The sequence below is a fragment of the Amycolatopsis umgeniensis genome (assembly GCF_014205155.1).
Taxonomy (GTDB): Bacteria; Actinomycetota; Actinomycetes; order Mycobacteriales; family Pseudonocardiaceae; genus Amycolatopsis; species Amycolatopsis umgeniensis.
Map to the genome: position 1 here is coordinate 425,106 of NZ_JACHMX010000001.1, position 24,608 is coordinate 449,713.

Here is a 24,608-nt window from a genome sequence, read left to right on the forward strand (position 1 = left end):
GGCAGCCGACGAAGCGGGAAGGGACGAGATGCGCATCGCGATCATTATCGGGAGCATCCAGGAGGGTCGCTTCGGCCTTGCCGCCGCCGACTGGCTCGCCGCCAGGGCGTACCGCCGCCCCGACCTCGATGTGGACGTCATCGACCTCGCACAGGCGTGGCTGCCCACGGTCCTCCCCGCCGAACCCCCGGCCACCGGTGGCCCACCCGCCGTCGAGGACCTGCGGCCGTGGCTCGCCACCGCCGACGGCTTCGTCATCGTGACCTCGGAAGACAACCACAGCTTCCCCGCCTCGCTGAAGAACGCCATCGACTGGTACCGCGAGGAGTGGAGGGCCAAACCCGTGGCCTTCGTCGCCTACGGGGCCGAGTCCGGCGGCCTGCGCGCCGTCGACCACCTCCGGCCCGTCTTCACCTCCCTCGCCGCCGCATGCGTCGGCGACCCCGTCACCTTCCGCTTCCGCAACGCTCCCGACGACGCGGCGGCCGAACGGCTGCTCGACGACCTCAAAGACCATCACCACGCACACCGTTGAGTGCCCGAGGTGTCCTCGCCCCGCTCACCACCCTGACCATCGCCGCCGGAACACCGGCGACGATCCACACCCACTACTGACGGGAAGCACAGTCATGTCGCACACGATCATCAATCCCGAGACCCTGCACAACCCGGTCGGCTACGGCTACAGCCACCTCGCCCGCACCAGCGGCGGCCTGGTGTTCGTCGCGGGACAGTACGCCTCGGACGGCGAGGGGCATGTGACCTCTCCCGACTTCACCGACCAGGTCCGCCAGTCCCTGATCAACCTGCGCACGGCCTTGGCCGCCGTTGGACTCGACTACCAGCAGGTGATCCAGATCCGCACCTACATCGTCGACCACGACGCCGACAAGCTCGCTGTGGTGGCCCGGCTCATCGGGGAGATCTGGGGAGACGTCCCGCCGACCCAGACCCTCACCGGGGTGGCCGCCTTGGCTCTGCCCGACATGCTCTTCGAGATCGACGCGATCGCCGTCCAGCCGACCGAGTGACCCGCCCCTCCCGATGTCCCGGCGACCCGGAAAGGTCGCCGGGACATCGGCTATGCGGCCGCTGGTCACACCGTTTTGAGCAAACCGCCGTCGATGACGTAGTCGCTGCCGGTGATGTAACTGGCCGCCGGGGACCCGAGGAAGACGATCAGGTTGGCGACCTCCTGGGGTGTCCCCCAGCGGCCCAGCGTGACGTTGATCTGATCCGGCAGGTCCGTCATGAGCTGGGTGAAGTCGGCGCCCCGGGCCTGGCTGACGCGAGGACCGTACTCGTCCCACAACGGGGTGCGGATGAGCGCGGGCGAGACCGTGTTGACGCGGATGCCGCGCGGGCCGAGCTCGTCGGCCAGTCCCTTGCTGAGCGCGGTCACGGCCGCCTTGGACGCGCCGTACCAGTGCGGGCCCGACGCCGGCCAATGGGCGACGCTGGTGGAGACGTTGACGACCGCCTCACGCAGCAGGGGCAGCAGAGCGCGGGTGATGCGCACGTTGCTGAAGAAGTTGAGCTCGAACGCGCGCTGCCAGGTCACGTCGTCGAGATCGGGCAGCGCGCCCAGGTCGAGGCCGGCGAGGCCGCCGACCCCGTTGACGAGCAGGTCGGCGCCGCCGAGCTCGTTCTCGGCGACCCGCCGCAGCTCCGCCACCCCCTCGGAGGTGAGCAGGTCCGCCTCGACGGTGAGAGCGCCGGTTTCCTTCAACTGCGGGGTGACCGTGCGGTCGGCGCCAAGGACCGTCACGCCCTCGGCGACGAGGGTGCGGACGACAGCTCCTCCGATGCCGCCGCTCGCGGCGGTGACGACGGCGGTCTTTCCGGCGAGTTCCAGATCCATGATGGTGTTCCTAATCTTTGGGTGGGCTGCTCAGTCGTTCAGCGTCGGATAGTCGGTGTAGCCGCGGTGGTCGCCGCCGTAGAAGGTGGCCTTGTCCGCCTCCGCGTAGGGACCGCCCGTCTGGATCCGGGCAGGGAGATCCGGGTTGGCCAGCCACAGCTCGGCGAGCGAGATCGCGTCGGCGACGCCGTCCCGGAGCGCCTCGGCGCCGATCTCGGCGGTACCGGGGAAGGAGTCGGCGGTGGGATGGGGGTTGAGGATCAGGGCCCCGGGCCACTGGGCGCGGATCAGCCTGGTGATGTCGCGGGTGAGGAACTCGGCGACGTGCAAGTACGCGAGCGAGAGCGGTGCCAGGGCCGCGACGAGCGCGGTGTACAGCTCGGCGGTGTCGCTCTCGGCCATCCCGTTGTAGGTGACGCCCGGGGAGAGCCTGATCCCGACGCGATCCGGGCCGATCGCGTCACTGACGGCCCGGGCGACCTCGAGCGTGAGGCGGGTACGGCCCGCGATGGAGCCGCCGTACCCGTCGGACCGCTTGTTGGTGCCGTCGGCCAGGAACTGGTGGAGCAGGAACCCGTTGGCGGCATGCAGTTCGACGCCGTCGAACCCGGCCTCGATCGCATTGCGCGCGGCGGCGGCGAAGTCGGCGACGGTCCGGCCGATGTCGTCCGGCGTCATCTCCCGAGGCGTCGGATGGTCCAGCATGCCGTCCGGGGTGAACAGCTGCTCCCCGGAGGCGATTGGTGACGGGCCCAGCGGCAACCCCGCGTCGGGGTACAGGCTGGGGTGGCCGATCCGGCCGCAGTGCACGAGCTGAGCGACGATGCGGCCGCCACCGGCGTGGACCGCGTCGGTCACCACGCGCCAGGCCTCGACCTGCTCGGCCGAATGAAGACCGGGGGTCTGGATGTAGCCCTGCCCGATCTCGCTGATCTGAGTGGCCTCGCTGATGATCAATCCCGCCGCGGCGCGCTGCGCGTAGTACTCGGCGGTCAGTTCGGTCACGAGGCCGTCGTGCGCGCGACTGCGGGTCATCGGTGCCATCACCAGCCGGTTGGGCAGATCCAGCTTGCCTGCGGTCAACGCTTCGAAATAACCGGTCACTTGTGGTCCTTCGTCGACGGGGAATGTGTTGACAGACCCACTTTGCGGGGGACCACGCACGATCGACTGGGGGTTGAGCCGCGTGCGGACGGGCACGGTGGTGAACAGCCCGAGGCTTACGCCGATGAAGTACGCCGTGTGGTCAGGAAGTAGTCGAGGGTCTCGCAGTCGCAGGCGGCCAGCACCTTCACCGCGGATCGGGAGAGCAGTTCCCAGGAGAATCCTTGGGCTTCGATCCAGTCCCTGGTGGCGGGGAAGGCGATCCGGTGGTCGCACGCCGCGCTCGCCAGGCGTGCCCGCAGGTGCTCCACGAGGGCGTGGCGGTCGTCCGGCGCCAGACCGAGCCGCCGGTCCGCGCGCCGGATCCGGTCCGCGTGGAATTCCTCCCGCCGGGCGCGGGCGGCGTGGTCGGTCAGTCCGGCGGTCTGCAGCCGCGCCTCGAAGACCTTCACCCGGAACCGCTCCAGCGACAGGATGGTGGTGAACTGGCCGTCGGTGGGCAGGACGGCGATCTCGTGCCCCTCCCGATGGAAGCGCTCGAACTCCTCGTCCAGCAGCACGTCGACGTCGACCGGGACCGCCGGACCGGCGTCCTCGAACCCCATGGCCTCGGCGGCCATCACGGCCAGCCGTGGGTGCGGCCACAACGGGACCAGGGCGTTGTCCTGGTCGTCGATCTCCAGCAGGCCGGTCTCGAAGTCCCACGCCCACACGGTCCCGGTGGCGGCGACGGTGGTGAAGAAGTACTCGTCGCGTCCGGGCCGATCTCCGGTCCACAGGCTCTGGGCCCCGTCTTCCGACAACGAGGGGATCGTGCTCATCGGGCTTGCTCCTCGTCGTACGCGGTGTCCTGGTAAGAGCCTGGGCGCTGCCTTCGGGGTGCCCGACTACGCGAGATCCACCGGCCGCGTCCGCAGTTTGGCGGCGATGCGGGCCAGCGCCTGCTGATCCTCGGCGGTCAACGGGTCGAGCACGAGGTCCCGCACGGAGCGGACGTGCGTGGGCGCCGCGGCCACCACCACGTCGTAACCGTCGTCGGTGAGCGCGGCGAGGGTGTACCGGCCGTCCGCGGGATCGGGTGAGCGTTCCACCCACCCCCGCTGCTCGAAGCGTTTGACCACATTGGACAGACGCGAGAGCGAACCGTTGGCGAGGTAGGCCAATTCGCTCATCCGCAGCCGTCGCTCCGGGGCCTCTGAAATATGACTGAGCGTCAGATATTCGAACAGCGTCAGCCCGGCCTCGTGCTGCAGTGGCGACTCCAGCTTGCCCGGCAGCAGGAGGACCAGCGAGACGAGCCCGGTCCAGGCCTCCTTTTCGGCAGGGTTCAGCCACAACGCTTCGTCCGGGTCGGGGGTGGCCATGGCGAAACCCTACCCAGAACCGGACGAGTTCACACGTGAAGTCATTCTGTGCTACGTTGACTTCAAGCGTGAAGTTAATGAAAGGATCCACGAATGACCGAGCCAGAGTTCTTCGCCACCCCCGGATACGGCGACCGGCAACGGATCGTCATGCGCTACAACCAGGCGGTGCGCGTCGGCGATCGCGTCGAGATCTCGGGACAGGGTGGCTGGGACGACGACTTGAACTTCCCCGAGTCGTTGGAAGACGAAATCGTCCGGGCCTTCGAAAACGTCGAACGGACCCTCGCCACCGCGGGCGCCACCTGGCGCGACGTCATCGCCGTGAACTCGTACCACGTCCCGGAAACCCCAGGTTTCATCGGCGAGACCCACAATCGCGTCATGGTCGAGCAGTTCCGCAAGTGGATGGGCGATCGGCTGCCGATCTGGACCGAGATCGGCGTCGCGGCCCTTGGCGCTCCGAACATGCGGGTGGAGATCCGGGTCACCGCGATCGCCGAACCAGCCTGAGTGTGAACGCGGTTCTCCTTGGGTACTCCCCTACTGCGCCCATGCTCTTGGCCCAGCTGGGAAACCCGCTAAGGAGACACGCGTGGGTACGACAGGAACACGAGAAGCTTATGAATTCCCCAGTGACGTAGCCCCACCGCTGGGACAGGTCCGGGCCTGGCTGCGAGATCAGCTGCGCGGCGTCGGACGCATCACCGTGGCGGACACCGAACTGCTGACCACGGAACTGGTCACCAACGCACACGAACACGCGGACGGCGTCACCGAGCTGAGGGTGTCCGTCCCCACCGGCCGGGACGTGGTCCGCGTCGAGGTCGACGACCACCGCCCTCAGCTGCGGCCCCGCCGAGTGGCAAAACAGGATCCGGCCAGCGCCCACGGGCGAGGGCTGGCACTGGTCGAGGCGATCAGCACCCAATGGGGCGTGGACACCGGCGCCGGATACAAAACGGTGTGGGCGGAGATCCCGGTGCTCTGACACGGCGCCGATGCACTGAGACCTACTTGGCCTCGACTCGCCCCAGAGGGTCGGGGCCGCCGGTCAACTCGGCGGAAGCCCGCTGCCAGGCGGAATCGCCGGGGTAGAGCTCGCTGCGAAGGTAGGCCCAGGTGAGCCTTTGCACCGCGGCCACCCGCGCCGGGTTCTCGTCGGTGGTCTCGGCCACGTCGTAGCCGGAGATCCCACCGAGCCCGTGTTCCGCGTCGAACAGGGTGAGCAAGGTCTTGCGCCCCGGCGAAAGGAAGTAAGGATCGGTGTGCCATTCCGGACCGCGCACCGTCAAGTGGGTGGACGTGTCCTTGTCGCCCGCGACCACGAGCGCGGGGGTCGCCATCGCGGAGAAATCCGTACTCAGGAAGAAGGAGTAGTTCTCCGCCACGAACTCGGTGACGGCGTCGCCGCCGCGTCCGGGTGCGGCAAGCAGAATCCCGGCGGAGATCCGGGGTTCGGCCAGATTCACCTCCGTTCCGTCGCGGGGCTCGGTGTACCGCGCGCCCAGCAGCAGACTCGCGGTGTGCCCGCCCATCGAGTGCCCGGCCACGGCGATCTTTCCCCGGTCCAGGCGTCCGCGAAGGCGTGGCACGGCGGCCTCGATCTCGTCGAGCCGGTCGAGGATCCGGATCATGTCCTCGGCGCGGGAACGGTAGTACAGCGGCGCCTCGGGGTGATCGGACGCCAGGTTCAGCGTCCTCGAACTGAGGTGGGTGGGCTGGAGGACGACGAACCCGTGCGCCGCCCAGAAAGTGACGAGCGGCGCGTAGCCGTTCAGCGAGGACAGATGGTTCGAGTGCCCCTGGCCGTGCGACAGCAGGATGATCGGCAGCTCCTCCCCTGTCATCGGCGCGGAGACCCGGATCTGCAGATCCACGGCGCGGTCCGGCGTGGACAGCACCACCGGGCTGACCGACAGGACGGGTGCGGCGGTCGAAAGGCTCATGACTTGTCCTTACCGGAAAACTAAGCGGAACAGTGTTCCACAAACATACGGAGCACTGTTCCGCTTTGTCAACGCCCCTCGCCGGGACGCAGGTACTTTCGCGCCCACTCGTCGAACCCGGTGATCGGAAGACCCAGCTCCCTCGCGTATTCCGGGCGCCCGGGCTGGCCGACGACGTTCAGCCACTCGTGCGAGGCACCCATCGGCGGCATTCCGGCGGCGGACGCCTGCTCCACCGTCATGTCCGGCGCGGGCAGCTTCGTACCCAAAGCACCGGAAAGGATCTCGGCGATCTCCCGCATCGACAAGAAATCGCTAGCCAACTCCAGTTCGACGCCGTCGAAGCGCTCCGGCTCGGCGATGGCCGCCGCGGCCGCGCCGCCGATGTCGTCCACTGCCGCCAGCGAGAGTCGGGTATCCGGCCTGAGGACGCTCACCAGACCGCCCTCGACGCCTCTCGGGAACAGGAACTTCATGGCGGGCAGGAAGTTCTCCATGAAGAAGCCCGGCTTGAGCAACGTCCACCGCGGAAAGCCCGCCGTCCGGACCCTGTCCTGGATGGCCGCCTTGGCGCCCAACGTGGACTCCATCGAAGACCAGCGCCCCTCGGCCCAGCCGGGAGCCTCGACGTGCTGTCCCGCGCCGGAAACGGAGGCGTGTACGAACTGCGGCACTCCGGCGGCCTTCGCGGCCTCGACGAGGTTGACACCTTGGGTCACTTCCCCGGCGAAGTCGAACCCTTCCGCGCTCACGCCGGGCATCTGCACGGAGAACACGGCGCGAGCGCCCTTGGCGGCCCGGACCACGGAATCGAGGTCGCGAAGGTCCCCGACGACGAGTTCGGCGCCGAGCGCTTCGACGGCACCGGCCCTCGCCGGATCTCGCACCAGCGCGCGGACCGGCACGCCTGCCGCGAGCAGGGCGCGGGCGGTCGCACCGCCTTGCCTGCCGGTGGCACCGGTGACCAAAACGGGCTCTGAGGACATGGTCGCTCCTTCGTGGGCGTAAGTGGCGGGGCCCGCCGTTTAACGTCAGCTACGATATGGCGGGCCCCGCCACTTTCGCAACCATCGAGGTGAAGGCATGTCCGACGGGCAGCGCGCCGACGCGCGGCGCAATTACGCGCGCATCCTCGCGGTCGCCGAGAAGGAGGTCGCCGCACACGGCGCGGGCGCCTCCCTGGAACAGATCGCCCGCACCGCCAACGTCGGCTCGGCGACCGTCCGCCGCCACTTCCCCACTCGCCGCGCCCTGCTGGAGGCGGTGTCCGCGCATCGGATCGAGGCACTCCGCGTCCGCGCCGCCGAACTGACCGGCAAAGACGACAGCCGGGCCGCGCTCATGGACTGGCTCGACGACGTCGTCGCCTACTGCGTCTCCGCTCGAGGACTGGCGGCCGCCCTCGCCTATGACGGCGCCGTGTACGAGAACTCCTGCTCGGCGGCACTGGAAAAAGCGGGAGAGCCCCTCCTGCGGCAGGCCGCGCGGGACGGCGCGGTGGCGCCGGAGGTCACCGTCGGGGATCTGATCGCCGTCATCGTCGGCATCGTCCTGGCCACTGAGCACCATCCCGACCCGGCCGCCCGAGCGGATCGGCTGTTCCGGCTGACCGTGGCGGGCTTGAGTCCTCGGAACTGAACAGGGCCGGGGTGGTCGCCCACCCCGGCCCTATCCCGCTTTCGGTGCTATTTCGTACCGCGACGGCCCGACGAGACCACCGCCGGCACCGGTCCGCCGTTGAGCACGAACTGCGAACCCGGCTCACGGACGACATCGCCCGTCGACGAGTTCGTGATCGTCACGTTCGTCAGCGTCGCGCTGCCGCGGGCGCCGCTCATCGCGAGGATGCCGGCCCCGTTGTTCGACTTGTCGATCTTGACATTCGTGATGGCCGCGGTCACGACGCCGCCGCCGGTCTTGAACTGGACACCGTCGTAGGTCGAATCGTGGATCTCGGTGTCCCGCAGGACCACTCCTGGGATGTCCTTGCCCTGTGCGAAGAACGTGATCGCCCCGAACTCCTGCTGCTCGCCCCAGAACACCCCGCCGCAGCGGTACAGGACGTTGTTCGCGATGAGCGTCTGCCCCGAGAACGGCAGCGGATCGTGATCCGTCGCCAGCATGATGCCCGGGTAGTTCATCGTGTCGTGGACGATGTTGTTCTCGACCTTGTTGCCGTAGCCGCCGTAGATCGCGATCCCGTTGGCGCGCCACGGAAGCTGGATCGTGTTGTTGGCGAACACGTTGTCGTGCGCGATGTCCTGTGAAGTGTCCTTCACGTACTGGTTCGCCCACACCGCCAGCGAGTCGTCACCGGTGGTGCGGAACGATGAATCGAACACCTTCGAGTTCCGGGTTCCGTTGGTGAAGTTGATGCCGTCGGCGTAGGTGTTCCGGATGCGCATGCCGCTGAACTCCAGGCCGTCGGCCGGACCCCAGAGCGCCGGGAGGTTGCTGTAATCCCGGCCGACCCACACCCCGACGTTCGCGTGCTCGATCCACACGTTCGAGATCTTCGTGCCGGTGCCGAACCGGCCGTTGAGGCCGACGCCGCCTTCCGCTCCGCCGTCCCCGCCGCGGATCCGGCCGGAACCGAAGATGGCGATGTCGGAGATCTGGGTGTTCTTGTCGATGTCGAAACCGAAGTTGCCTTCGTGCGGGTGGTTGATGCCGCCCGCGTTCTGCGGCTCGATCTGCGAGTACAGCTGCGAATGCCACATGCCGGCACCGCGGATCGTCACGTTGGAGATGCCGATCTGGTTGTACTGGCCGCCGCCGTTGGGCACGTTCGGGTCGTCGGTCAGGATCTTCTTCTCCTGCCGCCACTGCCCCGCCGGGATCCAGACACAGCCGATCACGCCGTTCTGGTCGTCGGTGACCGCGCGCTGGATCGCCGCCGAGTCGTCGTTCCCGTCGTTCGGCACCGCGCCGTACTCCGTGATCGACGTGCAGTTCGCCGGCTTCTGCGACGCCGGGGCGACCTGCTCCAGGTCGATGAGGTCGACGATGTAGAACGCGGCGTTGTCCCCGCTGTCACGCTGCAGCTTGAACTTCGTGCCCGGCGGGTACGACTGGGCCAGCAGCGCGTGCGACTCGTCGAACAGCCGCCGAGCGTTGGCCTGCGGGGTGTTCGTCAGGCCTTCGGGATCGTCGGTGCTGCCGTAGAGCCAGCTGTGCTTCGACGACAGCGTCAGCTTCTGCGCGAACGTGCCGTTGACGTACAGGCTGATCGTCGCGTCCTGTCCGCCACCGGCCGGCGCGTCGGGGATGGAGTTGCGCACGACGATCGAGTTCGCCTGGTTCGCCGACGTGAACTCGACGTACTGGCCCTGGTTCGCCAGCCGCACGGATTTGCGGCCGGAGGATTCGGTCGCGAAGTTCGTGTGCCCGAACGTCCGCAGCGGGTCGGCCTCCAGCAGCTGTCCTTGGTACTGCGCGGTTTCCGCTTCGTACTCGACGTACGGCACCGCCGCACCACGGCCGACCACGATCGCCCGCGAGAGTCCGTTGTTGGACTCGTTGGTCTCCGCGACGGTGTTCGTCGAGTCGGCGGTCGCGGTGAGGGTCGCGCCACCGTCGGCCGCGGTCCACGTTCCCGAGATCGCGACGTTCGCGGTGGCGCCCGCCGCGATCGCGCCGGTGGCACCGGTCAGCGTGGTACCCCCGACGACCAGCCTGGTCACCGAAGCACCCGCGTCGCTCGTGCCGCGGTTGTGCACCGCGACCGTGAACGACACCGCCGAACCGGCCACCGGGTTGGGCGGGTTCGACGTGATGCCGGTGATCTCGAGATCGGGCCCCGGCGACTGCGCGATCACCAGCGGCGTCGGCGAGGTGTAGTTGTTGTTGGTTTCGTTCTGCTCGGCCACCGTCCCGGCGGGATCGACGACGGCAGCCACGCTGTAAGTACCCTGCGGCCGTGTTCCCGCGTTCACGGTCACGGTGGTGGACGCGCCGGCGGCGAGTGCCCCGACCGCCGCCTCGCCGACGACGGTGCCGCCGAGGCTGACGTTCAGGGTCGTCGCGGCCGCGTTCGCGGTGCCGGCGTTCTTCACCGTCGCCGAAACCGCGAGCTGACTGGTCTCCGTCGGATTCGACGGCGTCCACGTCGTGCCGGTGACGACTAGATCCGGGTTCGGCGCCGGGGTGCCGAACACCTGGAACTCCGCGACCTGTCCACCGGGGGCGCCGGAGTTGGCGAAGAACTGCAGACGGAGGTCCGACGCACGTCCGCTGACCGGGATGACCACCGAGTTCTGGCCGGTCGCCGGGTCGAAGCGGTGATCCGCCCGCGCCGACAGCGAGGTGAACGCGGCGGCGCCCTGCTCGCGGCCGAGGATCTCGAAGTTCTGCGTCCGCGCGCCCCAGATCGCGGCCGGGTCGAGCTTGACCACGACCGAGTCGACGTCCGCGTCGGTCCCGAGCTTCACCGTCAGGGAGTTCGGATACCCCGCGGCGGATTCCCAGTAGGTGGCGGTGTTGTTGTCGTTGGCGTTGGCGGCGACGAACGAGTGGACCGCCGAAGTGGCCTCGATCGGTTTGCCCGCCGCCAGGTTCGCACCCGCGCTCGTCCCGGAGCGCACGACGTGGTTGCTGTCGCCGGATTCGTTGCCCGCCGCGTCCTTGGCCCGCACGAAGTACTCGACCCGTGTTCCTGTCGGCCGGGCCTCGGTGAACGTGGTGCCGGTGATCGTGGTGACCGGCGTGCCGTCCCGGTAGACGGTGTAGCCGGTGACACCGACATTGTCGGCCGAGGCCGACCACGTCAGCCGGATCTGGCCGGAGGCGGGCTCGGTCAGCGCGAGGTTCGCGGGCGCGCTCGGTGCCTGCGTGTCGCCGGTGTCCGGTCCGTACAGCTCGAACTCCGAAAGCTGCGCGGCGGGCCAGCGCGTGTTCGCGGTGACCTGCAACCGCACGTAGCGGGCCGACGTGGTCAGCGGGATCGTGACCGTGTTGGCGCCGGGGGTGAACGCGTAGCCGGCGGGAGCGGCGAGGTCGGTGAACGCCGCGCCGTCCGCGCTTCCGCGCACGGTCAGCGTCTGAGTGCGGGCTTCCCAGCCCGACGGCAGTTTCAGCACGATCCGCGAGAGGGTTTTGGCCGCCCCCAGGTCGGCCTGTATCCACTGCGGGAACGCGTTGTTCGCGGATTCCCAGTAGCTGTCCTGGTTTCCGTCGACGGCGTTCGAGACGGGATAGCCGGGCAACGCGCTGCTCGCCGACACCGTACGAGCCAACGGCACCTCGGCGAGCGCGGCCGGTCCGGGTGGGGCGGCGGGGTCCGGGGGTGGACCGCTCGCGGCGGACGCGAGGGAGAGTCCCGCGACGGAAAGCCCCGTGACCAGGAAACCGGCGATGAGCCGGGACAGGCGCATACGTGTCATGGCGTCTTCTCTTCTTTGAGACAGCGGGGAGGGAGCCAGAGCGTTACGAGCATGCAACAACCCGGAGACAAAATGCAAGAAGTTGACATGTTTCAGAAATTTTGCGACTGCCGATGGAGGCGGCCGTACTCGGCTCACATCTCGGCCATACTGTGGGCGACCGCCGGGTCACGTCGCGAGCAGGTCAGCTCATACTCGTGCACTGAACTCAGCCAATTTCTTGTGACACAAGGGAAATCAGCGCCACGTATTCCGTAATTCGGGAGTACGTGCGTACACTCAAACGCAGGCAAGCCGCGTGGAGGTCGATTCCTAATGGACGTGACAAAAACCTTGAGGTCCGCACTCACGGGGACGACAACCGAGTCACGGTCCGCCGTCCGGGAGCTGCGGCGGGAGACCGAAGACCTCGTGGCCCGCCGGGCAGGCAGGACCGCGAACCGGCTGACGGAACTGGGCGAACGGCTCGCCGATCTGGTCCTGGTCTCCGGGAGCAAACTCGCGGGTATGGCCGATCGGCACAGCAGGCCCGTCGGCGAGGGCGTGCGCCGGGAAGCCGGTCGGATCGGCGATTCGGTGGAGCGGCTGTCCGCCACACTGTCGGACCGGGCGATCCTCCTCGCCGAGGAACTGCTCGAGCCCGCGCCGCCCAGGAAACGCCGTCGTCGATAGCCGCGCGTAGCGCTTGCGACCACGCGTCTCAACGGTGCCATCGGCACTCCCGTGCCGACAGTCCGGGATCGATGCCGTTCTGCGCGGCCTTCTCCCGTCTTTAGTCGCTATCAACCGCCGCATCCGCTTGCCTAGCATGGGAAAAACCGGCAGCGGATCCGGCCGGGCGACCCCTGGCGATCCCCTCGCGGCCATGAACGGGCGACCCGTCGATTCCCCTTTTCTTTGTAGTTCCCTGCAGTGGAAGGCACCCATGCGCATCCGAGTTCTCCTCACCGCACTGCTGTGCGCGGCCGGGCTCACGACGGCCGCACCCGCCGCCGGCGCGGCCCCCATCATCGACGGCGAATACGCCAAGTCCGGGCCGTGGGCCGCCATGATCGAGCAGAACGGTGAGCAGTGGTGCTCCGGTTCGATCATCAGCGCCCGCTGGGTACTCACCGCCCAGCACTGCATCGACGAAGCCGGTGCCGAGTATTCGGTCCGGGTGGGCGATATCGACCACCGGGCTGGGACTTACGCCGTCGTGGCCGACATCTACACGCCTTCCAGCGGTGCCGACATCGCGCTGCTGCGGCTCGACCGCTCGATCAGCACGACGTACGCGTCCCTCGGCACTTCGGTCGCCGCCGGTGACACCGAATACGTTTATGGCTGGGGCTACAACGAAGACGGTGATCTGCAGCGGTACCTCAAGGTCGCCCGGATGAAGGTGTCCAGTGTCGGGAATGGACTGATCAAGGCGCGCAGGGGCGACGGGCTGACCAACGGCGGCGACTCCGGCGGGCCGGTCTTCGTCGGCGGCAAGCAGGTCGGCGTGCACATCGCCGGGAACAAGGTGGACAGTTCGACGCATACGAGCATCGCGGCCAACCGCACCTGGATCCGCGACACGTCCGGCGTCTAGCTCGGGTGAACCGGTCCGGGAGCGGTGGCGCCACCGCTCCCGGACCGCTTGAGAGGCAGGTGCAGCGTGGCATCGGTGACTCCCCCGGACGGGTTAGGCGCGCAGCTGAGCAGGCTGGGCCTCGGCGAACCCGCCGCCCGGATCTATCGCCGGATGCTCGAAAGCGCGCCGGTGACCGCCGAGGAACTGACGCGATGGGAAGACGACGTCGAGACCGTCCAACTGGCCTTGAAGGAACTGGCGGACGCAGGGCTCGCGGTGTCGTCCGGAGTGGACGGAACCGAGTTCCTCCCCTCGAACCCCAGTGAGGCGCTGGCCGCGCTGACCACGCGACGCCAGGCGGAACTGCACGACGCGCGGCTCGCCGTCCAGACCGCGTACCGCGCCTTTCGGCGAGCGCACTCGGGGATGCCGCAGGCGCAAGACCTGCTCGAAGTGGTCACCGGCGACGCCATCGTTCCCCGCTTGCAGCACCTCGCGACCATGGTGCGGCATCAGGTGCGCCGTCTCGATTCCCCGCCCTACTTCACCGGCGGCCGCCGGAATCTCCTCGAGGAAGAGCAGTTACGGCGCGGGATCACCTACCGCTGTGTCTACAGTGGAGCGTCACTGGGCGATCCCGGCTATCTCACCGGGAACATCCTTCCGTGCCTGCGAGCCGGAGAGCAGGCACGGCTGCTGCCCGAACTCCCGGTGAAGCTGACGCTTTTCGACGACCGGGCGGCCACCATCGCGCTGACCATCCGCGAGGCCGACCGCAACCAGTCCATCGTCATCGTGCGCCCCTGCAGCCTCTTCTCCGCGCTGGAAGGGTTGTTCGAAACCTCGTGGGCCGCGGCACTCCCCCTCGACCAGGAATGCCGGGCTTCGGAGCAGCCGATCCGGCCGATCGAACGAGAACTGCTGATCCTGCTCGCCGCCGGGCGCAAGGACGACGAGATCGCCGCCGAACTCGGCGTCAGCAGGCGCACGCTGTTCCGCTATCTCGAAACCCTGATGGACCGCGCCGGTGTCTCCAGCCGGTTCCAGCTGGGGGTTTTCGCCGCTCACAACGGCTGGTTCTGATGCCGCCCTCACCCGGATGGGGTCACCCGGGCAAGACATCCCCGCTGCGACGACGGCCGGAGCAGCGCAAGATGATCTTGAGAGGAGGGCGGCATCATGGGCAATCACCGTCAGCAAGACGACCCGGCGTCGCTCCGGATCGCCACCGTCGGCCTGCGGGTGTTCGCGGTCGTCGTCGCGGTCGCGGCCTGCGCCTGGCTGGCGCTCTGGCTCGCGTTCAGTCTTTGAGCCCGGCCGTTCCCGGCTGAGGTCCCGGTCCCGGTCCCGGTTCGGGAAGCGGCTCGGGGACCCCGGGGTCCGGGAGCGGCTCGGGCCTACCCGGGTCCGGCACCGGCTCGGGAACACCGGGATCGGGGACTCCGGGATCCGGCGGCATCGGGTTCGGCGGCGCCGGGGGCGCGGTCATTCGAGCACTCGTCATCGCAGTACCTCCTGATCACGCGGCTACCCGTTGCGTCACCGCCTGAAACGACTGCTTAGGCGGCAGCGCCTAGGCCGTATGGGTGACGATCCAGTCCGCGATGACGTCCGCGCGGGAGGTCGTCTCGATCCCGGCGTGCGGGCAGTTCGGCCCGGTGGCCTCCAGTGAGACCAACGCGCCGCTTTTGCCTCCCGGGACGAAATACGGGGCGCCCGAGTCGTACGTGCAGGCGCTGGTCGTGATCGCCGGGGCCGCGCCGCGGACGCCCACTGTCGTCGGGGCCACCGTCGCCACCTGGACGGTGCCTTGCTGCATGCGCGTCGCCGGAGCGGGATTCGTGGCGGTCAAGCTGCCCCAGCCCGCCAGCGTCAACTGCTGACCGACCTTCGGGAGCACGCGGTTCACCGTCAGCGGCGGCACCGTGCTCACCGGGGTGTCCAGTTTGATGAGCGCAACGTCGTTTTCCCTCGCCTGCAGCACTTCGGTCGCCCTGCGGGCCACACCCGATTCGGTCGCTTCGTCGACCAGGCCCAACGTCACCGTCGTCGGATACGGGATCTTGCCCGAGACGCGCTTGCGGTTCGCGTCGTGGAAGCAGTGCCCGGTGGTGACGACCCAGCCGGGCGCGATCAGCGCGCCCGTGCAGTAGCTGCTGTAGGTGGAACCGTCCGGGCGTGGGATCTTCGTCATCGCGATCTTCGCGACGAACCCGAATTGCCCTGGTGGGACATCCGTGCCGTGGGCGACGTCCGGCGCGGCGGACGCGGCCGGAGCGGCGATGATGGTCAGGACAGCAGCGGCCAGCAGGGCGCGCAGACGCAATTTCTTACCCTTCGTCGTTGAGGGTTCCGAGGCTAGGACCCACTGCCCGACAAGGGGAATTCCCCGACCAGGTGTCACCCGATGGCACGCCGGGCGACGACGGGGTCGCCGCGACGGGCGAGCCAGTGCCGATAGGTGTGGCTGCTGTCGGTGTCGGACCGGTAGGCCGTCTCGGCAGCGGCGATCAAGGCGTCGCTCGTCCCGCCGAAGGCACCCGAGGTGTTCCAGGCGATCAGATACCGCATCCACAACGGATCTCCCGTGAGAGGGCGGATCGCGATTCCGAGCGTGGCGGGAAAGGTGACCTGGCACGGGGAAATCGCCCGGCCCGCCGCGATCAACCGTTGCAGTGGCCGGAGTTCCGTACTCCGGTGGGCGACCTGCGGCCGGAATCCCGCCAGCGCACAGGCTTCCTCGAAGCACTCCGGCCAACCGGCGCCGTCGGACGGCCCGAGCACCCACCGTTCCCCGGCTAGGTCGGCGAGGTCGATCTCGGCGCCCCGGGCGGCCGGATGGTTCGCGGCGATCGCCACGAACACCGGTTGCGCGGCGAGCGGCCGCAACACCACTCCCGGTGCCGCGGGCAGGGCGTGACCGGGATAGTCGGCGACGACGGCGGCGTCGAGTTGGCCGCCCGCCACGAGATCCAGCAGCCGCAAGGGCGAGAACTCGGTGGTCACCGAAACCGCTTGCGCCCGGCCGGAATCACCCAGCCGGTCCGCCAGCTCGACGACCATCGAGCCGCCGATCCCACCCAGCGCGACAGGACGCTTCTCCTCGTCCGCCAGCCAGCGCGCCGCGTCCTGGTGCAACGTGTCCGCCGCGGCGAGCACGGTCCGCGCGCGGGCGAGGACGCATTCGCCGAACGCCGTGGGGAAGACGCCGTCGCGGCTGCGGACGAACAAGGTTCCGCCGAACGCGCGCTCGATCCGTTGCACGGCGGCGGTCAGCGCGGGCTGCGTGCTCCCGATCCCGATCGCCGCGCGCGTGATGCTGCCGGCGTCCGCGACGGCGCACACCACCCGCAGATGACGTAACTCGACATCCATCACGCGGACCTTATGGCCACTTGGGATGTGCCGGAAGCCGTCGAAAGTCGGGATCGTTTTTCGTACTCCCCCCTCCTCCTGCAAGGAGTACGCATGCGACGCGCATGTCTCATGTTCGCGCTGACCGCGACCCTCGTCACCGGCCTCGTCCCCGCGACGGCTTCGGCGGCTCCCCGGTTCACGACTTCGATGGAAGCCTTCGAACCCGGGGGAACCATCACCCGGGTGGACGTCACCCGGCCGTCTTCGGACAGAACCGCCGCGCCACGGCTCGCCGCGAACGCCGCCGCGGCGAAGCCGATCGAAATCAACGGCCCCAGCGAGACCACCTTCGACCTGGTCTTCGTCGGAGACGGCTACACGTCGACACAGCTGGGCACGTACTCGCAGCACGTCCGCTCCAGCATCTCGGCGCTGTTCGCCATCGAGCCGTACAAGAGCTACCGCAAACAGTTCAATCTCTGGCAGGTCGACGTCGTGTCCGCGCAATCCGGCGTCACCAACGACCCGACCCAGGGGGTGCGGCGCAACACCGCGCTGGGCTCCTACTTCTGGTGCGGCGGCATCGAACGGCTGTTGTGCGTCAACGAAACCAAGGCGAACCAGTACGCCGCGGCCGCGCCGGACGTCGATCAGGTCATCATGCTCGCGAACACGACCAAATACGGTGGCGCGGGTGGCGGCGTCGCGACTTCCTCCGGCGGCAACATCCAAGCCAGCCAGATCGTCGCCCACGAACTCGGGCATTCCATCGGCGGGCTTGCCGACGAATACGACTACGGCACCTGCGAAACCCGCGAACCCCGGGAGCCCAACGCGTCCGCGCTCACCGCCGCGCAGATGCGGGACCGCCGCGCCAAGTGGTACACGTGGCTCGGCAAGCCCTCCCCCGACGGCGGCACTGTCGGCGCCTACGAAGGTTCCCGCTACTGCAAGACCGGGATGTACCGGCCCAGCGTGAACTCACTCATGCGCACCCTCGGGCAGCCGTTCAACCCGCCGGGCACCGAAGCCATGATCGCCGGATTCCACCGCGAAGCCGCCCAGCGGGCACACCACCACTAACGCGGGCCGGCGGCGAGCCCCGCCGCCATGTCCCGCATGAAGCGACGCAGATACCACTCGAGAAACCACGCGCCACCCCGGCGTGCGCGATACGTTCCGCGCCAACGGATCCGTGTCCCGCCGCCGGGGGTTTCGAGGAGCTCGACGACGGCCTGGTAGTCGGCCATCGTGGGGTTTTCCACGCCCTCGTAGGCGAACCTGCTTTCGGGTTCGAGCGCGGTGATCCGCTCCTTCGTGACCATCTTGCCGGTACGAAACGCCCGGATCGCACCGACACCGTCCCGTCCGTCGGCGGACAGTCCTTGTGACGCGGCGGCTTCCAGGGCGTCCACGCGCGACCAGTCCGGCCAGCTGCGCGCGTTCAGCAACAGCGCCCACAACCGGGCCGGGGATGCCGCCGATTCGGCGATGACGTCGTAAGACCGCATTCGAGAACCACTCACACGATCACCCTAGGAACGGGCGGCCGTGGTCACCATGCGTGAGATTGCGGAGCCGTGGTCAGGAATTGCGGTAGTCCGAAGGTCGCGATCCGGTGTGCCGCAGGAAAGCGGCGGACAGGGCGCCGGGAGTGGAGAATCCGCATCTCGGCGCGATCTGGGCGATCGGGAGGTCGGTGTCGCGCAGCAGTCTTCGCGCCTCGTCGATCCGGAGCCCGCCGAGGAAACGATGGGGTGTCTCGCCGGTCTTCTCTTTGAAGACCCGGATGAAGTGGTAGACGCTCAGATGCGCTTCCTCGGCGATTTCGGCCAGGCTCAGGGGTTCGGCCAGCCTGTCACGCATCATGTCGATGGCCGCGCGGACGCGGCCGTCCTCCCGTCCCGCGCTCGGCGGGCCCGGTTTCAGCGCGTGGCGGGTGAGCAGGTGCACGGTGAGGAAGGCGGCCGCGGATTCGGCGTACAGATCGTCGTCCTCCCCCGCGTCCCCGACCGCCCTGATCAGCTCCTCGAGCAGCGGATCTCCCCCGGCCAAGGAAGCCGCCATCGCCTCGTGGTCCACCGCACGGCCACCCAGCCGGGCGGCGATCGATTCCACCGTGGTGCCCGGGATGTGCACCTGGAGGCTGCGCATCGACTCGTTCCCGCGGTAGCGGCGCCGCACCGGCCTGCCGGGGACGGCGAGTTCGAGCCGTCCCCAGCGGTGGCGGTTCCACCGGCCTTCGCCGCGGGTCTCCATCACCGCCCGCCCCGAGAGAGGCAGGACCAGGTGCAGATCGGCCGTGGCGGGCAGATGCAGGTCCTCGGCGACGGGAACGTGCTCGAAGCGCTGGACGAGCAAGGACTGCCAGCCGGAATCCTCCCAGCTGCAATAGGTCCGCCGGACGAAGCGGGACATGTCGAAACCGGTGTAGGGCTGAAGGTCGAATCGCTCGGAGTCGAACACCACGGTTTCGAGGCTAGCCGAGCAACTCCTTCACCCTGGGGACGACCTGCTCGCCGTAGAGGCGGATCGAGTTCATCCGGTGCTCGTGCGGAAGCGCGCCGGCCCCGTACTTGAGCTGGAACCGCGACAGCCCGAGAGTCCGCACCGCCCAGGCGATCTTCTGCGCGACTGTCTCCGGAGAGCCGACGAACAGCGCGCCAGTCGGCCCTGCCATGGCGTCGTAGTCCGCGCGGGACATCGGGCCCCAGCCGCGTTCGGCGCCGATCTTGGCGAAGGCGGCCTGGTGATACGGGAAGTGCTGGGCCATCGCGAGTTCATCGGTCTCGGCGACGTGTCCCGGGCTGTGCATGGAAATCGGCAGCTCCTGGTGGCCCGCTTCCTTCAAGGCGCGCCGGTACAGATCGGCCAGCGGCGTGAACCGTTCCGGCGATCCGCCGATCACCGCCATCACCAGTGGCAGGCCGTACGCGGCCGCGCGGACCACCGACTGCGGCGTGCCGCCGACCCCGACCCAAGCGGGCAGACTACCCGATTCGGTGACCGGGAAGGCCTGCGCGCCTTCCAGCGCGGGACGGACGGTCCCCGTCCAGTCGACCGGCTTCTCCCCTTGCAGATGCGTGAACAGGTCGAGTTTCTCGGCGAACAGCACTTCGTAGTCGTCCAGCGAATACCCGAACAGGGGGAACGACTCGGTGAACGAGCCACGCCCGAGCGTGACCTCGGCGCGTCCCCGGGAAACGGCGTCCAGCGTGGCGAACCGCTCGTACACCCGCACCGGATCGTCCGAGCTGAGCACCGTGACCGCCGTGCCGAGCCGGATCCGTTCCGTCCGGCCCGCGATCGCGGCCAGCACGACGTCCGGGGAGGACACCGCCATCTCCGCGCGGTGGTGTTCTCCGACGCCGAAGTAGTCGACACCCACCTGATCGGCCAGGACGCCCTCGGCGACGACCTGGCGGATGGCCTCGGCCTGGCTCACCGGCTGGCCGTTGGGGCCGTTCTCCACGTCTCCGAAGGTGTCCAGGCCGAACGACGGCTCCTGCCGGGTGCCCAGGATCTCGTAACCCATTGTCCAACTCCTCAAGTAGTTGAACGCTCAAACGTCGGGTCGGCCGGGCGTATTCCACGCGGTCTCCGGGCTCAGCCGCCGGCGATGTCGCGCGCCAGCTGCCGGGCCTCGGGCAGCGTGTACTTGCCGGTGATCTGCGTTTCCCCGCCGGTGATGGCGGATTGGATCGACGGCGCGGTCAGGACGGTGCTCTTCAGCACTATCGCGACCTGTTTGCCGACGTTCGCCGCGGTCCAGTCGGCCCAGGCCCGCGCCCCGGAGTCGGTGAAGCTGAGCGCGATGATCGAGCTCCCCGACTGATCGAGCTGGGCGTTCGCCTTGCTGAGGTCGGCACCCGTGAGGAACGCCGGTCCGAGCAGGTATTTCGTGCCCTGGGCGCGGTCGCAGCTGACCAACGGGAGCGCGGGATCGTCGCGGCCGTCCAGCGGATCCGGCCCCTGTGAGCAGTCCAGCGCCGCCGCGGCGGCCTGCTGCCCGGCGGGATCCGTGGCCTGACGGTTCGCCGCCGACCCTGTCGCCGGACTCGGCGGGAGCTCGGCCACGACCGGCCGGAACCGCAGCCGGGATCCGTCCTTGACGACGAAACCATCGCCGTCGGGTTCAGGCTTGCCGGAGACATCGGCCTGACATCCGGTGACGCCGAGCAGGACGAGGGCGGCAACAACACAAAGGATTCGCACGGACGTCATTCTGTCGTGCCCGGCGTCCGTCCGTGAGGGGAACTCTGCCGCTCTGCCCTCGGTCTGCGCGCTGCGCTGAGGGGTAAGGCAGAGGTGTCGGGTCGCTCGCCCATGTCGGTTTCGGGTGTCTGACTGTCGGAAAATCACCCATACCGACCTAGCCCCCATCATCACATCGGGTGTTTCCTTGCTCGCAGACCGTCGTCGTTCGACGATTTGGGGGCAAGCCGATGTCCTTCCGATGGGTACTCCGACTCATTCCGGTGACGCTGCTGGTGACCGCGGCGGCGGTGGCCGTTCCCGTACCGGAGGCGAGTGCGGCCGCCGGAACCCCGCCGCCGGCGAAGGTGTGGCCGGCACCCCAGCAGGTGACGCCGCGACCGGGGCAGGTGACCATCCCGCGCACCGTCGTCGAGGTCGTCGGCCGGGGCACCGATCCGTCCGCGCTCGCCGTCGTGGACCAGGTGCTCCGCGGGGCGGGTGCGAGCACCATCGTCAAGATCACCGACAGTGACCGAGCCGCGGCCGACCGGGCGCGGGCCGATGGCGGGCTCGTCGTCTTCGTCGGTGGCCCCACCGAAAGCCGGGCCACCGCCCTCGCGCTCGCCGCGCTCCGGATCGAGGGTCCGGACGGCCTCGCCCACGGGGGCTACGTGCTTGCCGCCGACCGCGGTGTGATCGCACTGTCCGGGGTGGACACTTCGGGGACGTTCTACGCCGCGCAGTCGCTCCGGCAGCTCTTCGCCACCGGCAAGAGCCGCGCGTTCAGCATGCGCGACTGGCCGGTGGCGCCGCTGCGCGGAGTGATCGAAGGCTTCTACGGCGCACCGTGGTCTCATGCCGATCGGCTGGCGCAACTGGACTTCTACGGACGCACCAAGCAGAACATGTATGTCTACTCTCCCAAGGACGACCCGTTCCTGCGGGCCCGCTGGCGCGACCAGTACCCACCCGAACAGCTCGCGCTGCTCTCGCAACTGGTGGCGCGCGCCACCGCGAACCACGTCGAATTCACCTACGCCCTCTCCCCCGGTCTTTCGGTGTGTTACTCCTCGGACGCCGACAAGGCCGCGCTGGTCACGAAGTTCCAGTCACTGTGGGACATCGGGGTGCGGTCGTTCGCGATCCCGCTCGACGACATCTCCTACACCCGCTGGAACTGCGACGCCGACGCCGCGAAGTTCGGCGTCGGAGGCGCGGCCGCGGGTGCGGCGCAGTCCTTCCTGCTCAACCGGGTGCAGCAGGACTTCATCGCCACGCATCCCGGTGTCGAGCGGCTGCAGACCGTCCCGACCGAGTACTACGACCTCGCCGATTCTCCCTACAAAACCGCGCTGCGCACCCAGCTCGACAAGGCGGTGATCGTCGAGTGGACCGGTGTCGGCGTGATCGCCGGGCAGATCACCGAAAAGCAGGCCCAGCAGGCGAAAGAGGTCTTCGGACACGACATCCTCATCTGGGACAACTACCCGGTCAACGACTACATCACCGAGCGACTGCTGCTCGGCCCGTACATCGGCCGCGAACCCGGGGTCGCGAAGGTCCTCTCGGGGATCACCGCGAATCCGATGGTGCAGGCCGAGGCGTCCAAGATCGCCGAGTTCACCTCGGGTGACTTCCTGTGGAACCCGGTGGGATACGACCCCGACAAATCATGGCTCGCCGCCATCGCCGATCTCGCCGGTCCGTCCGCGCCGGCTCTGAAGGTGTTCGCGGAGAACAACTATTCCAGTCTGCTCGCCCGCCTCGAGACCGGGAGACCCGACCTGGATTCACCGGTGCTGCGCCCCCTGATCGCAGCGTTCTGGTCCGCGCTGGAGAAGAAGGATCCCTGGGACGCCGCCGCGAAACTGGAGCGCTATCTCACTTCCATGTCCACCGATCCCGACGATCTGCGACGCGGAATGGCCTCGAATCCGAAGTTCCTCGCCGAAGTCGGACCGTGGCTCGACCAGGTCGGCCTCTACGGTCAAGCGGGCGGGCACGCGGTGAAAATGCTACTGGCACAGCACGACGGCGACGGTGCGAAGGCGTGGTCGGAGCGTGGGGAGCTCGTCACCGCGCTCGAGAAAGCGCAGGCGATCCGCGTCCAGACCGCACGGGGGCCACGCAACCCGAGCACCTGCACGGACGTCTGCGTACCGTTCCTCAACTCCGCACTGGCGGAGGCCGACCGCTGGTTCGGCCTCCCGGGTCTCCGGCCGCAGCCGACGACGTCGCTGGGGACCTACACCGACAACGTTCCCGCCCGGATGGTCGACGGCGACCCCGAGACCTTCTACTGGAGTGATTGGGCACCCCGCGTCGGCGACACCATCGGCGTCGACCTCGGCTCCGCGCAGCGGGTGTCCCATGTGGACGTCACGATGGGCAAGCCGACCAGCCCGGACGACTTCGTCCACAACGGCGTCCTCGAATACTCCGCCGACGGCGAGCAGTGGACCCTGGTCAAAGCGGTCACCGAGCCGGTGGTCTCGGCGGATCTCCCGGACGGCGCCCAGGCCCGGTTCGTGCGCGTGCGGACAACGGGCCCGCAGGCCTTCTGGGTCGTGGTCCGGGAGTTCACGGTGTCCACACCGGACACTCCCCGGTACACCGTCACCGGAACCCCGGCGGGTCCGAATCTCGCCGCGGCCGCCGACAACAACGCCGATTCGGTGTACACCGCGGCATCTTCGCCGGTGTCCGGCGACGCTCTCGTCGTCGCGGCCGCCACGCCGAAGGCACTCGGCAAGGTGGTCGTCTTGACGGCGGAAGCCGGGGCCGGCGCCGACGTCCAGGTCTCGGACGCGGCGGGCGCTTGGCGGACGATCGGCAGGATGACGGGCGGCTACACGGAACTACCCGCCCAGGATGTCGTGACCGACCGCGTCCGGCTCCTCTGGACGCCGGGAGGAGCGGCGCCGAAGATCGCCGAGGTCGTACTGGGTGGTGTGGCCGAGGGCTGAGTCAGTCCACCGCGACGGTGATGGCGGCCGTGTGCACGCGTCCGCCGTGGGAGAACTCGAGGAACAGCCGGTATTCCCCTCGTTCCGAGAACAACGAGTGGAAGGTCAGTTCGCCGTTGACCAGCGCCGCGCCGAGCGGCTGGACCGGATGCAGGTGCGTGGCCGAAAGCAGCATGGTGTGGAACCCGGTCATATGCCCGTTCGCGCCCAGATGCGGGTCGACGGCGGTGACGAGCTCACCGTCGGGACCGCGGATGGCGAGACGGAGAACCTGGGCGCGCATGGCCGAGATCCGAGCCGTCCCCTCCGCCCGTGCCACCCGGTAGCCCGTGGCCGTCACGGTGTCCCCGGCGGGAGCGGGCACCGGCACGAAAGTGGTGTCCCCGGGCACGGTGAACGGGACCCCGAGCACCACGGGATGTCTGGGATCCTTGGTGTCGAGCGGGACGAACTCGGCGAACATCCGGTACGCGCCGCCGTCGGTCAGCGCGAGACTCGTGCGCCAGGTGTCCCCGTCCAGCGTCGGATGCACGTGCTGGAAGACGTTCATGTCGTCGCGCACGGCGAAGAAGTGCAGCTGTTTGGTCTGGTTGTCGAGGAAGCGGGTGACCGGCCGCCCGTCGGGACCGAGGATCCGGAACGCGACCGGAACCTCGGTCCCCCGGGCGGCGGGCGTGGTGACCCGTTCGAACCGGTACCCGCTTTCCGCCTCCGACAATCCGTCACTGTGCGCGGCGGGCACCAGGTCCGCCGTGACCACCGGCCGGTGTGCCGAGTGGCCGGGACCGGGTGTCGGGCGGAGTGCGACGAACACCGCGGCCACCCCGATCACCATGGCCAGCGCGAGGAACAACCAATCGGTCAACCG

At 68.7% G+C, this 24,608-nt stretch carries 26 protein-coding genes; 11 read left to right on the forward strand and 15 right to left on the reverse strand.

Features of this window, described 5'->3' with window-relative positions:
* The first annotated feature begins 28 nt into the window (after positions 1-28).
* Both HDA45_RS01815 and HDA45_RS01820 read left to right on the forward strand, forming a co-directional pair.
* On the forward strand, positions 29-535 hold the full coding sequence (locus tag HDA45_RS01815; RefSeq protein ID WP_184891565.1) for an NADPH-dependent FMN reductase: 507 nt from the start codon (positions 29-31) through the stop codon (positions 533-535).
* A gap of 94 nt (positions 536-629) precedes the next feature.
* A complete protein-coding gene (locus tag HDA45_RS01820; protein ID WP_184891566.1) occupies positions 630-1,031 on the forward strand; it encodes a RidA family protein in 402 nt (133 codons plus the stop codon).
* Between the two features lie 65 nt (positions 1,032-1,096).
* Here HDA45_RS01820 and HDA45_RS01825 read toward each other — a convergent pair whose 3' ends face one another.
* From HDA45_RS01825 to HDA45_RS01840, 4 genes are all read right to left on the reverse strand, one after another.
* Positions 1,097-1,861 (reverse strand): SDR family oxidoreductase, encoded by a 765-nt coding sequence (locus tag HDA45_RS01825; protein WP_184891567.1) that lies wholly within the window; start codon positions 1,859-1,861, stop codon positions 1,097-1,099.
* A 30-nt stretch (positions 1,862-1,891) separates the two neighbouring features.
* Positions 1,892-2,965, reverse strand: coding sequence for an oxidoreductase (locus tag HDA45_RS01830; protein WP_184891568.1), 1,074 nt, complete (start codon positions 2,963-2,965; stop codon positions 1,892-1,894).
* 116 nt (positions 2,966-3,081) lie between these two features.
* On the reverse strand, positions 3,082-3,786 hold the full coding sequence (locus HDA45_RS01835; RefSeq protein ID WP_184891569.1) for a DUF2750 domain-containing protein: 705 nt from the start codon (positions 3,784-3,786) through the stop codon (positions 3,082-3,084).
* Between the two features lie 66 nt (positions 3,787-3,852).
* The gene (locus HDA45_RS01840) at positions 3,853-4,329 is read right to left on the reverse strand and encodes a MarR family winged helix-turn-helix transcriptional regulator (RefSeq protein ID WP_184891570.1); all 477 of its coding nucleotides are present in this window, start codon (positions 4,327-4,329) and stop codon (positions 3,853-3,855) included.
* Positions 4,330-4,422: 93 nt separating this feature from the next.
* Here HDA45_RS01840 and HDA45_RS01845 point away from each other — a divergent pair, with 93 nt between their 5' ends.
* The gene (locus HDA45_RS01845; RefSeq protein ID WP_184891571.1) at positions 4,423-4,842 is read left to right on the forward strand and encodes a RidA family protein; all 420 of its coding nucleotides are present in this window, start codon (positions 4,423-4,425) and stop codon (positions 4,840-4,842) included.
* Between the two features lie 82 nt (positions 4,843-4,924).
* On the forward strand, positions 4,925-5,320 hold the full coding sequence (locus HDA45_RS01850; RefSeq protein ID WP_184891572.1) for an ATP-binding protein: 396 nt from the start codon (positions 4,925-4,927) through the stop codon (positions 5,318-5,320).
* A gap of 22 nt (positions 5,321-5,342) precedes the next feature.
* Here HDA45_RS01850 and HDA45_RS01855 read toward each other — a convergent pair whose 3' ends face one another.
* Together HDA45_RS01855 and HDA45_RS01860 are read right to left on the reverse strand one after the other, a co-directional pair.
* Positions 5,343-6,278, reverse strand: a complete 936-nt coding sequence (locus HDA45_RS01855) for an alpha/beta hydrolase family protein (protein ID WP_184891573.1) — start codon at positions 6,276-6,278, stop codon at positions 5,343-5,345.
* Between the two features lie 68 nt (positions 6,279-6,346).
* A complete protein-coding gene (locus HDA45_RS01860; protein ID WP_184891574.1) occupies positions 6,347-7,264 on the reverse strand; it encodes an NmrA family NAD(P)-binding protein in 918 nt (305 codons plus the stop codon).
* A 97-nt stretch (positions 7,265-7,361) separates the two neighbouring features.
* On the opposite strand from HDA45_RS01860, the gene HDA45_RS01865 reads away from it, so the two are divergent.
* Positions 7,362-7,916, forward strand: coding sequence for a TetR/AcrR family transcriptional regulator (locus HDA45_RS01865; RefSeq protein WP_184891575.1), 555 nt, complete (start codon positions 7,362-7,364; stop codon positions 7,914-7,916).
* Positions 7,917-7,963: 47 nt separating this feature from the next.
* Here HDA45_RS01865 and HDA45_RS01870 read toward each other — a convergent pair whose 3' ends face one another.
* On the reverse strand, positions 7,964-11,659 hold the full coding sequence (locus tag HDA45_RS01870; protein WP_184891576.1) for a CARDB domain-containing protein: 3,696 nt from the start codon (positions 11,657-11,659) through the stop codon (positions 7,964-7,966).
* A gap of 333 nt (positions 11,660-11,992) precedes the next feature.
* Here HDA45_RS01870 and HDA45_RS01875 point away from each other — a divergent pair, with 333 nt between their 5' ends.
* The 4 genes from HDA45_RS01875 to HDA45_RS42705 all read left to right on the forward strand — a co-directional run bounded on the left by HDA45_RS01875 (position 11,993) and on the right by HDA45_RS42705 (position 14,531).
* The gene (locus HDA45_RS01875; RefSeq protein ID WP_246480584.1) at positions 11,993-12,331 is read left to right on the forward strand and encodes a hypothetical protein; all 339 of its coding nucleotides are present in this window, start codon (positions 11,993-11,995) and stop codon (positions 12,329-12,331) included.
* Positions 12,332-12,584: 253 nt separating this feature from the next.
* Positions 12,585-13,238 (forward strand): S1 family peptidase, encoded by a 654-nt coding sequence (locus HDA45_RS01880; RefSeq protein WP_184891578.1) that lies wholly within the window; start codon positions 12,585-12,587, stop codon positions 13,236-13,238.
* A 75-nt stretch (positions 13,239-13,313) separates the two neighbouring features.
* On the forward strand, positions 13,314-14,303 hold the full coding sequence (locus tag HDA45_RS01885) for a helix-turn-helix transcriptional regulator (protein WP_343071959.1): 990 nt from the start codon (positions 13,314-13,316) through the stop codon (positions 14,301-14,303).
* Between the two features lie 96 nt (positions 14,304-14,399).
* Positions 14,400-14,531, forward strand: a complete 132-nt coding sequence (locus tag HDA45_RS42705) for a hypothetical protein (RefSeq protein ID WP_281400655.1) — start codon at positions 14,400-14,402, stop codon at positions 14,529-14,531.
* Here the strand turns inward: HDA45_RS42705 and HDA45_RS01890 are convergent.
* The 3 genes from HDA45_RS01890 to HDA45_RS01900 all read right to left on the reverse strand — a co-directional run bounded on the left by HDA45_RS01890 (position 14,521) and on the right by HDA45_RS01900 (position 16,595).
* On the reverse strand, positions 14,521-14,724 hold the full coding sequence (locus tag HDA45_RS01890) for a hypothetical protein (RefSeq protein WP_184891580.1): 204 nt from the start codon (positions 14,722-14,724) through the stop codon (positions 14,521-14,523). The two genes, HDA45_RS42705 and HDA45_RS01890, sit on opposite strands and share 11 nt — an antisense overlap.
* A gap of 69 nt (positions 14,725-14,793) precedes the next feature.
* Positions 14,794-15,546, reverse strand: a complete 753-nt coding sequence (locus HDA45_RS01895; RefSeq protein ID WP_184891581.1) for a S1 family peptidase — start codon at positions 15,544-15,546, stop codon at positions 14,794-14,796.
* Positions 15,547-15,620: 74 nt separating this feature from the next.
* The gene (locus HDA45_RS01900; RefSeq protein WP_184891582.1) at positions 15,621-16,595 is read right to left on the reverse strand and encodes a LysR family transcriptional regulator; all 975 of its coding nucleotides are present in this window, start codon (positions 16,593-16,595) and stop codon (positions 15,621-15,623) included.
* Positions 16,596-16,688: 93 nt separating this feature from the next.
* On the opposite strand from HDA45_RS01900, the gene HDA45_RS01905 reads away from it, so the two are divergent.
* Complete coding sequence (locus tag HDA45_RS01905) at positions 16,689-17,660, forward strand: M64 family metallopeptidase (protein WP_184891583.1); 972 nt, start codon at positions 16,689-16,691, stop codon at positions 17,658-17,660.
* Here the strand turns inward: HDA45_RS01905 and HDA45_RS01910 are convergent.
* The 4 genes from HDA45_RS01910 to HDA45_RS01925 form a co-directional block, all read right to left on the reverse strand.
* Positions 17,657-18,088 (reverse strand): SRPBCC family protein, encoded by a 432-nt coding sequence (locus HDA45_RS01910; RefSeq protein WP_184905205.1) that lies wholly within the window; start codon positions 18,086-18,088, stop codon positions 17,657-17,659. The genes HDA45_RS01905 and HDA45_RS01910 overlap by 4 nt on opposite strands.
* Positions 18,089-18,161: 73 nt before the next feature.
* A complete protein-coding gene (locus HDA45_RS01915) occupies positions 18,162-19,046 on the reverse strand; it encodes a helix-turn-helix domain-containing protein (RefSeq protein WP_184891584.1) in 885 nt (294 codons plus the stop codon).
* A 10-nt stretch (positions 19,047-19,056) separates the two neighbouring features.
* Positions 19,057-20,112 (reverse strand): LLM class flavin-dependent oxidoreductase, encoded by a 1,056-nt coding sequence (locus HDA45_RS01920; protein ID WP_184891585.1) that lies wholly within the window; start codon positions 20,110-20,112, stop codon positions 19,057-19,059.
* A gap of 71 nt (positions 20,113-20,183) precedes the next feature.
* A complete protein-coding gene (locus HDA45_RS01925; protein WP_184891586.1) occupies positions 20,184-20,792 on the reverse strand; it encodes a SecDF P1 head subdomain-containing protein in 609 nt (202 codons plus the stop codon).
* Positions 20,793-21,055: 263 nt separating this feature from the next.
* Between HDA45_RS01925 and HDA45_RS01930 the strand changes: the two genes are divergently transcribed.
* The gene (locus HDA45_RS01930; RefSeq protein ID WP_343071960.1) at positions 21,056-23,740 is read left to right on the forward strand and encodes a glycoside hydrolase family 84 protein; all 2,685 of its coding nucleotides are present in this window, start codon (positions 21,056-21,058) and stop codon (positions 23,738-23,740) included.
* Position 23,741: 1 nt separating this feature from the next.
* Here HDA45_RS01930 and HDA45_RS01935 read toward each other — a convergent pair whose 3' ends face one another.
* Positions 23,742-24,605, reverse strand: coding sequence for a hypothetical protein (locus tag HDA45_RS01935; protein ID WP_246480585.1), 864 nt, complete (start codon positions 24,603-24,605; stop codon positions 23,742-23,744).
* Positions 24,606-24,608 lie beyond the last annotated feature (3 nt).

What these genes read in the sequence shown, in the direction of transcription:
- HDA45_RS01865 (WP_184891575.1), top strand. Translation starts at nt 7,362, where the DNA reads ATGTCCGACGGGCAGCGCGCCGACGCGCGGCGCAATTACGCGCGCATC.
- HDA45_RS01870 (WP_184891576.1), bottom strand. Translation starts at nt 11,659, where the DNA reads ATGACACGTATGCGCCTGTCCCGGCTCATCGCCGGTTTCCTGGTCACG.
- HDA45_RS01860 (WP_184891574.1), bottom strand. Translation starts at nt 7,264, where the DNA reads ATGTCCTCAGAGCCCGTTTTGGTCACCGGTGCCACCGGCAGGCAAGGC.
- HDA45_RS01900 (WP_184891582.1), bottom strand. Translation starts at nt 16,595, where the DNA reads ATGGATGTCGAGTTACGTCATCTGCGGGTGGTGTGCGCCGTCGCGGAC.
- HDA45_RS01855 (WP_184891573.1), bottom strand. Translation starts at nt 6,278, where the DNA reads ATGAGCCTTTCGACCGCCGCACCCGTCCTGTCGGTCAGCCCGGTGGTG.
- HDA45_RS01880 (WP_184891578.1), top strand. Translation starts at nt 12,585, where the DNA reads ATGCGCATCCGAGTTCTCCTCACCGCACTGCTGTGCGCGGCCGGGCTC.
- HDA45_RS42705 (WP_281400655.1), top strand. Translation starts at nt 14,400, where the DNA reads ATGGGCAATCACCGTCAGCAAGACGACCCGGCGTCGCTCCGGATCGCC.
- HDA45_RS01845 (WP_184891571.1), top strand. Translation starts at nt 4,423, where the DNA reads ATGACCGAGCCAGAGTTCTTCGCCACCCCCGGATACGGCGACCGGCAA.
- HDA45_RS01890 (WP_184891580.1), bottom strand. Translation starts at nt 14,724, where the DNA reads ATGACGAGTGCTCGAATGACCGCGCCCCCGGCGCCGCCGAACCCGATG.
- HDA45_RS01835 (WP_184891569.1), bottom strand. Translation starts at nt 3,786, where the DNA reads ATGAGCACGATCCCCTCGTTGTCGGAAGACGGGGCCCAGAGCCTGTGG.
- HDA45_RS01820 (WP_184891566.1), top strand. Translation starts at nt 630, where the DNA reads ATGTCGCACACGATCATCAATCCCGAGACCCTGCACAACCCGGTCGGC.
- HDA45_RS01905 (WP_184891583.1), top strand. Translation starts at nt 16,689, where the DNA reads ATGCGACGCGCATGTCTCATGTTCGCGCTGACCGCGACCCTCGTCACC.
- HDA45_RS01920 (WP_184891585.1), bottom strand. Translation starts at nt 20,112, where the DNA reads ATGGGTTACGAGATCCTGGGCACCCGGCAGGAGCCGTCGTTCGGCCTG.
- HDA45_RS01840 (WP_184891570.1), bottom strand. Translation starts at nt 4,329, where the DNA reads ATGGCCACCCCCGACCCGGACGAAGCGTTGTGGCTGAACCCTGCCGAA.
- HDA45_RS01825 (WP_184891567.1), bottom strand. Translation starts at nt 1,861, where the DNA reads ATGGATCTGGAACTCGCCGGAAAGACCGCCGTCGTCACCGCCGCGAGC.
- HDA45_RS01910 (WP_184905205.1), bottom strand. Translation starts at nt 18,088, where the DNA reads ATGCGGTCTTACGACGTCATCGCCGAATCGGCGGCATCCCCGGCCCGG.
- HDA45_RS01815 (WP_184891565.1), top strand. Translation starts at nt 29, where the DNA reads ATGCGCATCGCGATCATTATCGGGAGCATCCAGGAGGGTCGCTTCGGC.